Origin of the sequence: Streptomyces sp. NPDC091280, assembly GCF_044768565.1 — a bacterium.
GTDB lineage: Bacteria > Actinomycetota > Actinomycetes > Streptomycetales > Streptomycetaceae > Streptomyces.
Genome location: NZ_JBIVUZ010000012.1, coordinates 96,352 through 107,704 on the forward strand (window position 1 = coordinate 96,352; position 11,353 = coordinate 107,704).

The following is an 11,353-nucleotide window of genomic DNA, read 5'->3' on the forward strand; positions in this document are numbered from 1 at the left end:
CTCGGGGGATGGCTCCGATGCGCTCTACGTCGTAATTCTCGCTGGCGTCAGGGGCGTTGACAGCCGCGCGAGGCATGCCTACGTTCCTCGATACACCCGATGTATCGACGACCGTCAGTTCTGGAGGACGATGATGACCTCGCAGCCGGGAGAGCGCGCGCCGGTGCCCCGCAGAGTCGTACTCGGCACCGCGCTCGGGGGAGCCGCCGTGGCCGCCCTGCCCGGAGGGACGGCCCATGCCGAAGAGACCGGACGGGCCGTGCGGTCCGGCGGCGGCGCCGCGGTGGACCGGGTCCGCCACAAACCCTGGAAACTTCGCGACACCATGAGCGGCGACGGCGCCTGGGAAGGATTCCTGCGCGGCCAGGATCTGCTGTGGAGCAGACTGCCCGCCCTCTGGTACGAGGGTCCCTTCCTCGGTGACGGGCTGCTCGGCAGCATGGTGTACCAGGAGCCGGGCACCAACCAGGTCCGCTTCACCGTCCAGCACGGCCGAGTCCAGGACCACCGGCCCGAGTTCGGCAGCGGCTGGGGCACGTGCCGTCTGCCGGTCGGCCACCTCACGCTCGAACCGGTCGGCACCATCACGTCCGTCGACTGGCGGCTGAGCCTGTGGAACGCCGAACTCACCGGCACCATCACCACCACCGCGGGCACGCTCACGCTCTCCGCCCTCATCCACGACGAGGTCCTCGCCGCCCGGGTGACGGCCGGCGGCGCGGAACGGGTCACCTGGACGTTCCACCCCGAGGACGCCCTCAGCCCCCGGCGCATCAGCGAGGCCCCGCCCGCCGGCTACACCACCAACCCGCCCTGGACCAGCCGCACCGCCGCGGACGGCACCGAGCAGGTGCTCCAGCCGCTCACCGGAGGCGGCCAGACCGCCACCGCCTACCGTCGCACCGGCCGTGACCTGCTGCTCAGCGTCGGACACAGCTCGCCCTCCGACACCGCCGCCGAAGCCGCCTCGCTGCGCAACCTGCGACGCGTCGCCTCGTACAGCGCCCTCAGGCGACGGCACACCCAGTGGTGGCACGCCTTCTACCGCAAGAGCTTCGTCTCGTTCCCCGACCAGCGCCTTCAGAGCTTCCACTGGATCCAGCTCTACAAGGTCGCCTCCGCCAGCCGTGCGGGCGGCCCCGTGATGGCCACCTCCGGGCCCTGGCTGGAGCCCACGCCCTGGCCCGCGGTCTGGTGGAACCTCAACGTCCAGCTGGAGTACTGGCTCATCCACGGCTTCAACCACCCGGAACTGGACTCGCTGGCCACCACCCTGCGGCAGAACCAGGAACAGCTCACCGCCAACGTGCCCGCCGCCTACCGCACCGACAGTTCCGGAATCGGCCGCAGCTCCGACATGTTCGCCGACCGCGAGGTGGGCGAACCGGGCACCGGCGCCGAGACCGGCGACCTCACCTGGGCCCTGCACAACGTGTGGCTGTCCTACCGCCACAGCATGGACAAGGCACTGCTGCGCGACACGGTCTTCCCCGTGCTGCGCCGGGCGATCAACTACTACCTGCACTTCCTCACCCCGGGCAGCGACGGCAAGCTGCACCTGCCGAGCACGCTCTCGCCCGAGTACCCCGTCGTGCCGCCGCAGGACACCAACTACGACCTGGCGCTGATCCGCTGGGGCTGCCAGACCCTCATCGAATCGGCCGAACTGCTCGGCATCGAGGACGAGTTGACCCCGCGCTGGCAGGAGGTGCTGGCTCGGCTCACGCCCTACCCGGTCGACGCCAACGGCTTCATGATCGGTGCCGACACCCCCTACGCGCAGTCGCACCGGCACTACTCGCACCTGCTGATGGTGTACCCGCTGTACCTCGTCAACTGGGACCAGCCCGGCAGCCGGGACCTGATCGCGAAGTCGGTCGCCCACTGGCATGCGCTGACCGGCGCCCATCGCGGCTACAGCTACACCGGGGCCGCCTCCATGTACGCGATGACCGGCGACGGCGACACCGCGATCACCTATCTGCGGAAGTTCTTCGACCCCACCACCCGCTACCCCTGCCGAGCCAACACCCACTACACCGAGGCCGGTCCGGTCATCGAGACACCGCTGTCCGCCTCGCAGTCCCTGCACGACATGTTCTGCCAGAGCTGGGGCGGAGTGATCCGTGTCTTCCCGGCCGTCCCGTCCGCCTGGGCGGACGTCACTCTGCACGACTTCCGCACGCAGGGAGCGTTCCTCGTCAGCGCCGTCCGGCAGGCGGGGACGACCAGGTTCATCCGGATCAGGAGCCTGGCTGGCGAACCGCTCAAGCTCCGGCACGGCCTCACCGGCACCCTCACCGTGCTGCTGGACGACGGCACTCCGGCCCGCACCCGCGACCTGGGCGACGGCACCCTCGCCATCGACCTGCCCCGGGGCCGTGAGGTGCTCGTCCACTCCGGCTCCCGTCCCGACCTCGTCATCGCGCCTGTCACCGTCACCGAACCCGGCCCGGCCTGGGGTCTGCCGTAGCGCAGCCGTAGCGCAGCCGTAGCGCAGCCGGGGGGCGAGCGTGCCGCCCCCCCCCCGGCTGCGCCGGTCAAGGTCTGATGGTCAACCAGTCCAGCCCGGCCACCTCGCCGGTACCCTTCGCCACCACGTACAGGTCGTGCGATCCGGTGACCGTGCGGGTGAGGGGCACGGACCGCTCCTGCCAGTCCCCGGTGCCGGACACCGGCACCTCGGCCACCACGCGACCGTCCGGTCCGTCCAGGCGCAGTTGGAGCGAGCAGTCGTGCGCGCACGCCGGGGCGAGGCGCACGGTGAGGTGTCCGCCGCTGATGTTCGCCCGATGGAAGCCCACCCGGTCGCCACCGCGGAGGGCGACCGACGCGCTGCCTCGCTCCGCGCCCCGGACCTCCGTGGCCTGCTCCGCCTGGAGCGTCGAGGAGGCGTCGGGACCGTCGCCGTACAGCCGGATGTCGTTGACGACCCACGGGGTGGGGCCGCTCGCGGTGAGGGTGATGCGGAGGTGGCGGGCGGTGGTCTGGTGGGGGAGTACCGCGTCCTGGGTGAAGGAGCGGCCGGAGACCCGGGCGAGCGGTTCACCCCAGTGCCTGCCGTCGCGGCTGACGGAGACGGTGAAGCCGTACGGCTGTCCGTCGGTGTCGCGGCCGGCGTCGAGGGAGAGCCGGTCGAAGGTCTTGTCCTCGCCCAGGTCCACGGTCAGGGACTGGCCGGCGGTCTGCGGAAGGGCGCTGGTCCAACGGGTGTTGATGTCGCCGTCGACGGTGGCGGAGGCATCCGTGGAGTCGCTCGCCGTGGCGGTCCAGTCGCCGTGCCGCACCCGCTCCTGGCAGCCGGGGAGATCGCAGCCGGTCGACCAGACGGGAGCGCCGAACTCGTAGGCGCCCTGGTCGGGAGCCGAGCCCAGGACGTCGGTGGTGATGCCGTCCACTGTTTCGCCCGCGTCGATGGCGGGTGAGCCCGGTGTCAGCCACAGTTCGCCGTTGACGGCGTCCGTGTAGCCGGGCCGGTCGCTGATCAGGTTGGAGCGGACGACCGGGAGCGGGTCCCCTGCCCGGGTCGCGGTGACCGGCTTCGGTCCGACGATGTTGCTGAAGTACGAGCCGGACGCGTCCGTCGCGCCGCTGAGCGCGACCGAGGCGACGTCGATGCCCACCCCGTAACTGGAGTTGTGGTCCTCGTTGGCGATGCTGGGTCCGGTGTGGCCGTTGAAGAAGGCACCCCGACTGCCCGTGTTCCAGGCGACGTTGTGGTGCAGCCGGAAGTGACCGGAGTAGTTGTCGACGTAGTAGCCGTTCTGTCCGTCGGCGTCGTGCGCGGTGTTGTGGTCGATGGAGGTGCCCGAGCCGTCGAGGCTGCAACAGACGTAGAAGGGCGAGCCGTCGCGGGAGGTGCGCATGGCCTCGGAGAGGTCGTTGTAGGCGATGCGGTTGTCGTGGAACTCGGTGCCGTTGAGCTGCCAGGCGGTGTCGATGGCGGCCCGGCCGGTGCGGCGGATCGTGTTGTGGGTGACCGTGTGGCCGTTGCCGTTGATCTCGATGCCGGGTGTGTAGCTGCCCATCCACCCGACGTCGTGGATGTAGTTGTCGGTGACGGTGTTGCCGGTGCCGCGGACCAGGACGCCGTCACCGGCCGACCGCGAGATCTCGCTGTGCTCAAGGGTGTTGCCGGTCCCGAGGATCTGCACCCCGGAGTCGAGGATGCGGGAGGCGACGATGTGCCCCTCGAACGGCGGGATCGCCAGGTCGCCGTCCGGTGGCATGGGCAGCGTCGAGAACTCGGAGATGTACGTGGCGTGCAGCCCGTCGACCACAACTCCCGTACTCGACGGGCCTGTTCGCAGGGAGGTGCCCCACAGGCTGAGGCCGCGCACGGTGACGTACGAGCTGCCACCGAGGTCGACGCCCCACAGCCGGTGCTTGGCGGTCACGGTGTGCCCGGCGATGCCACCCTTGGGCGGGACCATGTACAGCCGGTGCGCGGCCTTGTCGTAGTACCACTCCCCGGGCCGGTCGAGGGCGGCCTTCGAGCCGACGAGGTAGTAGTTGCGGTAGGTCTGGTCGCCCATGCACAGCGGCGGGCAGCGGTAGTTGCCGCCCTTGAAGTCCAGCGTGCCGGGGGCGCTCTCGGTGACCGTGCCGGTCTGCTGCGCCCAGGGGTTGGAGCCCGCCCACAGATGCACGGTGGCCCCGGCCCAGTCGGCGTCCGGCAGGTCGGTGTCGTCGATGCGCTGGTCGGTGGAGGTCCTGTCGGCCTCGGCCCAGGTGGTGTTCAGCGGATCGGCACCGGAGTTGGGCCAACGGCCTTCCGCCGCACGGTTGTTGTCCAGGAACACCGCGTTGAAGGCGGGGTCGGGCGGCAGGTCGGTGTCGGCGGCGACCAGTCCGCCGCCCGCGTCCTTCCAGCCCGTCACCCGCTCGGTCCCGTCGACGGTCACCGGACCGTCGCCGTAGGCGGCGATCGTGATCGGCGCGCTCTTCGTGCCGGAGGGCGGGGTGAGTTGCTCGCGATAGGTGCCGTGGTGGATCAGGCAGGTGTCGCCGGGGCGGACGTGACGCAGACACGCGCCGATCGTGCGCAGGGGGTTCTTCTGCGTGCCGGACGCGTGATCGCTGCCCTGGGGAGTCACGTAGTAGACGCGGCCGGAAGGAGCGGGCGGTGCCGCGTGCGCCTGGACCGGGAAGGCCAACAGCGCGGTCACGGCGGCCAGTACGGACAGGTGTCTGAGCCTCACGTTCCGTCTCCGATCGTCGGATGTGCGGTGGTCGGGGCTTGGGGCGGGTCGGGGAGAGGCGGCGCGGCCGGGGGTTCGAGCCAGGCCGTCCCGGCTGCGGGCCCCGCCGGGAGGCCGAGTACGGCGCACCGCAACCAGTGCTCGCCGGGCGGGAGTTGACCGGTCAGTACGGGCAGCGCGGTGCGCCGGGCGAGGACGTTCGTGCCGGGCAGGCAGTCGATGACCCCGCCCTCGCGCCGGCCGTCGAGATCGCGCAGTCCGGTGAGCCCGGCGGGAGCCGACACCCTCGCGTACGCCGGACCGGTGTCACGGTCCGTTCCCGCGTCGCGGTCGACGGCGAAGCCGCCCTCGGCCGTGTGCAGGGCGCGCCCGGTGCGGATGCGGTGGATGCGCACATGCCAGGGCGCGGCGGCCGTCAGCCAGGTGGTGATCTCCACGTCCGGCCACGGTCGCCAGCTACTGCGGACGGTGTCCGCCGTGACCTCGGGACCGGTCGGTTCCTCGCGCACCCGGTAGTGGGCTCCGCCGTCGTCGCTCAGCGCCAACATCGAGTCGTGGGCGCCCTGTTCGAGGCCGAGGGTGCCGTTCGGCAGGCTGAAGCCGAAGCGGGTCGAGTACGCGAACTTGGCGTACTTCTCGGCACCGTGGCGTACCCACGGGTGATGCTGACGTCCGGCGAGCAGGGTCACGTCCCCGGACGTGCGCATCAGGACCGCCCCGGCGTGCGGCTGGGCGCTGACGGCGGGCAGTGCGGGCGGCGGCTCCTCCGGCGCCGCCCAGAAGGCATGCCCGGCGGGCAGCGCCAGCGGCAGATACGCCTTGAGGGACCAGTAGGGGGAGCCGAACGCGTTGTACTGCTCGGCCAGCGCCGGCTGCGGGTAGCCGTACCCGACGGAGAGCAGTCCGTCGGGTCCGGTCACCGGTCGCCCGTCCCACCAGCGCAGATGCCTCAGCAGAAAGCCCTTCACCTGGCCCCACGGCAGGACGTCGACGTTGGCGAAGGGCAGCGCGCCCCAGAAGGCGGCCTGTGCCCAGCGGTAGGTGAGGCTGCGGCCGTACGGGACGGCGGCGCCGTCGTCGGCGAACCAGTGCCGGAAGTCGTCGGCGAACCGGGCCGCACGGTTCTTGAAGCGGTCGCTGCCCGTGAGGGTGTCGTGGAGCAGGCCGTAGAAGTGCATGGCCCACGGGACGTAGTAGTCCCGCCGTTCGGTGGGTCCGTCCGCGTACCAGCCGTCGCCGAGCCAGAAGGTCTCCAGGCGGTCCAGGCGCGCGGTGATCAGTGAGCGGTCGTAGGCGACTTCCACCCGGTCGAGGCCGAGGGCGACCAGTACCGGGAAGAAGAGCCAGTTGTTGTCGGGAGTGTCCCGGGGCAGGGCACTGAGCAACCACCTTGCCAGGCGGTCGCGTTGGGGGCCGCTGAGCGGGTCCCACCACTGCTCGGGGGTGAGCGCGAGTGCGAAGCCGATGGCGGCCATCTCGACGATGCGCTGGTCGCGGTCGACCGGCTCACCCCAGTACTCGGGGTGCGCGGGATCGCTGCCGTGAGCCAGCCCCTCGACCCACAACTCGGCGTGCGGCACGGCCTGTTCGCCCGCCACGAGAGGTGCGAGCCCCCACAGGGGGCGGGCGAACGCCTCCAGTTCGGCGGCCGTGTCGTCGTGGATCGCGGTGTTCACGCCGAGCCGTACGCGGGCCCGGCCCGCGCTGAAGCGCGATGTCGGGGGCGCGGTCAAGTCCCGCACCGAGCGGGTGAGTTCGGTACGTGCGTCGTCCATCAGCCCTTCTCCGCTCCGGCCGGCAACCCGGTGCGCAGGAAACGCTGGGCGAGGACGAATCCGATCAACAGCGGCGCGCACGCGACGAGTCCGGCGAGGGCCGCCTCGGGCTGGTGGATGTCGAGGTCCGCGAAGCCGCTGGAGTTGTTGACGGCGCCGGTCGACTGGAGCAGGGACATCAGCCCGAGTTGGAGGGTGAAGGTGCGGTCGTCCGAGAGCATGACGAAGGGCAGGAAGAAGTCGGTCCAGCACCGCACGAAGCCGAAGAACGCGATCAGCGCGACGGCGGGTCGGCCCAGTGGCATCGCCACCGACCAGAACAGCCGCAGTTCACCCGCCCCGTCGATGCGTCCGGCGTCCAGCAGGCTGTCGGGCACATGGGCCTGGAAGTGCAGGAAGGCCAGATAGACGCCGAAGGGATAGAAGGACAGCGGGAGGATCACCGACCAGACCGTGCCGGTGAGGTCGACCGCCGACATCTCCAGGTACAGGGGCAGCACCAGCGCGGCCGGAGGCAGGATCATCGTCACGATCGACAGGGTGAGCAGGATCCGGCGGCCCGCGAAGTCGTGCTTGGCCAGCGCGTAGCCCGCGGGCACGCACAGCAGCAGGGCGAGGGCCACGCTCGCCGCCGCGTAGATGACCGAGTTGCCGATCCACAGGGTGATCTCACCGTCGTCGTACGACATCAGATGTGACCACGCGTCACCTACGTTGCCCAGGGAGCCGAAGCCGAGCGGGGAGCCGGTGGTCAGGTCGTCGGCCGTGCGGGTGGGGGCCAACAGCAGCCACAGCAGAGGGAGTCCGAAGAAGACGGCCGCGCCGAGCAGGAACAGGGCACGGGCGCCACGCGAGAGAGCGGTCATCGCCTCGTTCACCGGGAGTCGGGGGAGTGGGGGGTGGCGTACATGCGCGTACGGGTGATCACGATCCACGCGGCCAGTACGCCGACGCCGAGCATGGCCAGCGACAGCGCGGCGGCCTTGCCGAAGTCGCCGTCCTGGGTGGCGTAGACGTAGGCGAGCTGGTTGACGGACCAGGTCGGGCTGATCTGGCCCGGGGCGCCGGTGGACAGCACGGTGGGCTCGACGAACACCTGGCTGCCGGACGCGAAACTGGAGATCAGCACGAAGGCGACGTACGTACGGACCATGGGCAGCTTGACGTGCCACATGGTCCGCCAGGCGGAGGCGCCGTCGACCTGCGCGGCCTCCAGGACGTCCTTCGGGAGGGCGTTGAGCGCCCCGTACAGGACCACGATCCAGCCGCCCGCGTGCACCGCGACGCCCATCACGGTCAGGACGGCGACGAGGCTGCCGCCGGACAGCGCGTCCGTGGCGCTGTGGATGTCCAGCAGCTTGAGGAGGGGGGAGAACGGGCTGCTGTCGGGGCTGACCATGAACAGCCACAGCAGGGCGGCGGCCGAGCCGGTCACGGCGCCGGGCAGGTAGTAGACGAGCTGGAGCGCGCTCGACGTGCGGCCCGGGCGGGCGTGCAGGGTGAACGCGAGGGACAGGACGGTCAGCAGCAGGATCGGCAGCCACAGCAGCAGGTAGGTGGTGACGTGGGTGACCGCGTCGCGCAGCCGGTAGTCGTGGAGGACGGCCGCCCAATGGCCGCCGGAGAACGCGCCGTTGACGACGAAGGAGGTCCACAGGGCGTATCCGGCGGGCGCGAGCCCGAAGACCGTGAGGAACAGGGCGTAGGGGCCGACGAGGATCCAGACGGCCGCGCTGGGGGTGCGTCGGCGGCGGGGCGTCACGGGGTGCGCGACGGCGACCGCGGGCGGACGGGCGGGTGTGAGGGTCCTCATCCGACCGTGTACCCGGCGGTCTCGGCCGCCGCCTTCAGCTTGCTCTGCCAACTCCGCAGGGAATCAAGGAGGTTGCCGCCGGAGTCGGCCGCCTTGACGAACGTGTCGTTGAAGCTGCTCTGCCAGTCGGCCTCGAAGCGGACCGCGCCGAAACCGGGACGCAGCGAGTTCGCCGCCGCGCTGAGGGCGGGCATCGGATCGGAGGCGTAGTACGGGTCCTTCGACTTGGCCTCGCCCCACTTCTTCGCCGCCGCCGCGAACGCGGGGTAAGTGGGCTGCTGGGCCTGGAGGTTGACGTCGGTGGTCATCCATTGCACCAGGGCCGCCGCCTGGTTTGTGCGTCCGCCCGCGTGCGAGGAGACGAGGAAGGCGCCGCCGCCGACCTGCCCGGCGTACGACCTGCGCTCACCTGGCCACGTGGGCATGGGCGCGGCGGCGATCCGCCCCTTGGGCACCTTGAACGCGGGCGCGAACATGAAGTCGCCGAACCAGGCCGGGGCCGGCAGCATCAGGATCCTGCCGTCCTTGCCGAACTTCGCGAAGCCCGGGTCGATGGGCGCGACGGTGGTGACGGCCTTCGCGCGCACGAGCGGCTGGAGCAGGTCGGCGACCCGCGTGCAGTCCGGCCGGCCGAGGTCGATGTGGACCTCGGTGAGGCTGAGGGTGTCGCGGGTGGGGCAGCCGCTGCCGCCGAAGTAGACGCCGGCGCCGTACTTGCCGTTGATGGCCCCGACGATGGTCCCGGGATGCTCGGAGGCCGCCTTCAGCCCGGTCCTCCGGTACTCGGCCCAGGTCTTGGGCACCGGGTAGCCGTATCGCCGCATCAGCTTCGCGTCGTACCACAGGACGGTGGGGGCGATGTCGTTGCGCAGGCAGTAGGTCTTCCCGCCGAAGGTGCAGGTGTCGAGGGAGCCGGGGGTGAAGCCGTCGCGGACGGACTTCGGGACCAGGCCGTCGAGCGGCGCCGCGTAGCCGAATCTCGCGCTCGCGAGGGTCGCGGCCTCGGCCGGGTTGGCGAGGAAGACGACATCGGGCCAGCCGCTCCTGGTGCGGTTGGCGAGGGAGATCTTGGTCGGTACGTAGCCCGCGTCCGGCGGGATGGTGACGAGGCGCATCCGCACGTCGGGGTGGGCCTTCTCGTACTGCCGGGCCGCGGGCATCCGGGTGTTGTCCACCCAGACCAGTAACTCGCCCTTGCCGCCGCCCGATCCGCCGCCGTCACCGCCACCGGTGCCGCCGCAGCCCGAGAGCAGCAGAGCCACGGCCGCGGTCGCGGCCAGGGACGTCATACGCCAACTCTTCATGGGGGACCACCTTTCAAGGGGGGGCTGTCCTGCACGGGAACCGTCCCGCGTGGGGGCCTTCCCGCGCGGGACCGTCCGGTCGGCCGATGCGCCGCGGCCGATGCGCCTTACTCCCGGAACGGTGATTGCGATAGTTTTCGCAACATCAGAACGACCGGCAACGTAGGAGATTCATCCGATGACGTCAACGGTTCGGACAGGATCCAGCGACGGAAGACGGCGTACCTTGGCCGAAATTGCCGAGCAGGCAGGCGTGTCGGTGTCCACGGTCTCCAAGGTGCTCCACAAGAGATCCGATGTGTCGGCGGAGACGCGCGCGAGGGTGCAGCGGCTGCTGGAACAGCACGGCTACCTGGCCAGACATCACCCGGCGGCCACCACGGCCCCGCCCGGCGGCCTGATCGACTTCGTCATCAACGAACTCGACAGCCCCTGGGCGGTCGAGCTGATCCGGGGCGCGGAGGACGTGCTGCACGACGCGGGCATGGGACTCGTCGTCTCCTCCACCCACGGCCGGACCAGGCGCGCCCGGCAGTGGCTGGACTCGCTGGCCACCCGCTCCACGCGCGGCGCGATCCTCGTCGTACCGGAACTGACACCCGAGCAGCACGAGGAACTGAACCGGCTCGGCATCCCCTACGCCCTCGTGATGCCGATCGACGAACCCGCGCCGGGCACACCCTGGGTGGGCGCGACCAACTGGCCCGGCGGATTGGCCGCGACCCGGCACCTCATCGAACTGGGCCACCGGCGCATCGCCATCATCAGCGGCCCGGAGCGCAGGCTCACCTCCCGGGCGCGGGTCGACGGCTACCGCTCGGCCCTCACGGAGGCGGGACTCCCCTTCGACCCCCAACTCGTGCGCTACGGCGACTTCGCCCACGGCCTCGCCCACCAACACGCCCTGGAACTCCTGGCGTTGCCCGACCGCCCGACCGCGATCTTCGCCGGCAGCGACCACCAGGCGCTGGGCACCTACCGGGCCGCCGCCGAACTGGGCCTGGGCATCCCGGCCGACGTCAGTGTCGTCGGCTTCGACGACCTGCCCTTCGCCGACTGGGTCACCCCGCGCCTGACGACGATCCGCACGCCCCTCGCCGACATGACCGCGCTCGCGGCCCGGATGGTGCTGCGACTGCTGTCCGGGGAACGGCCGGAGACGACCCGGGTGGAAGTGGCGACGGAGCTGGTGGTGAGGGAGAGCAGCGGGCGCCGGCCGGAGTGAGGGATCTTCGAGCCCGCAATGTCCTCGGTGATTCA

The 11,353-nt window shown here is 71.0% G+C and carries 7 protein-coding genes; 2 read left to right on the forward strand and 5 right to left on the reverse strand.

Annotated elements, in window-relative coordinates; translation table 11 throughout:
* The first annotated feature begins 133 nt into the window (after window positions 1–133).
* Complete coding sequence (locus ACIQPR_RS33220; RefSeq protein WP_403655796.1) at window positions 134–2,473, forward strand: glycosyl hydrolase family 95 catalytic domain-containing protein; 2,340 nt, start codon at window positions 134–136, stop codon at window positions 2,471–2,473.
* Window positions 2,474–2,540: 67 nt separating this feature from the next.
* On the opposite strand, the gene ACIQPR_RS33225 is transcribed toward ACIQPR_RS33220, so the two are convergent.
* The 5 genes from ACIQPR_RS33225 to ACIQPR_RS33245 are packed head-to-tail and all read right to left on the reverse strand — an operon-like array spanning window position 2,541 to window position 10,093.
* Entirely contained in the window at window positions 2,541–5,201 is a 2,661-nt protein-coding gene (locus tag ACIQPR_RS33225) for a discoidin domain-containing protein (RefSeq protein ID WP_403655798.1), read from the reverse strand.
* A complete protein-coding gene (locus ACIQPR_RS33230) occupies window positions 5,198–6,976 on the reverse strand; it encodes a DUF2264 domain-containing protein (RefSeq protein WP_403655800.1) in 1,779 nt (592 codons plus the stop codon). The genes ACIQPR_RS33225 and ACIQPR_RS33230 overlap by 4 nt, the downstream gene beginning before the upstream one ends.
* Complete coding sequence (locus tag ACIQPR_RS33235; protein ID WP_403655802.1) at window positions 6,976–7,842, reverse strand: carbohydrate ABC transporter permease; 867 nt, start codon at window positions 7,840–7,842, stop codon at window positions 6,976–6,978. The genes ACIQPR_RS33230 and ACIQPR_RS33235 overlap by 1 nt, the downstream gene beginning before the upstream one ends.
* An 8-nt stretch (window positions 7,843–7,850) precedes the next feature.
* Window positions 7,851–8,789 carry a carbohydrate ABC transporter permease gene (locus ACIQPR_RS33240; RefSeq protein WP_403655804.1) on the reverse strand — a complete coding sequence of 313 codons (939 nt, stop codon included), beginning with the start codon at window positions 8,787–8,789 and terminating at the stop codon, window positions 7,851–7,853.
* A complete protein-coding gene (locus ACIQPR_RS33245) occupies window positions 8,786–10,093 on the reverse strand; it encodes an ABC transporter substrate-binding protein (protein WP_403655806.1) in 1,308 nt (435 codons plus the stop codon). Before ACIQPR_RS33245 ends, ACIQPR_RS33240 begins: the two co-directional genes overlap by 4 nt.
* A gap of 226 nt (window positions 10,094–10,319) precedes the next feature.
* On the opposite strand from ACIQPR_RS33245, the gene ACIQPR_RS33250 reads away from it, so the two are divergent.
* Window positions 10,320–11,318 carry a LacI family DNA-binding transcriptional regulator gene (locus ACIQPR_RS33250; RefSeq protein WP_403655808.1) on the forward strand — a complete coding sequence of 333 codons (999 nt, stop codon included), beginning with the start codon at window positions 10,320–10,322 and terminating at the stop codon, window positions 11,316–11,318.
* Window positions 11,319–11,353: the final 35 nt, after the last annotated feature.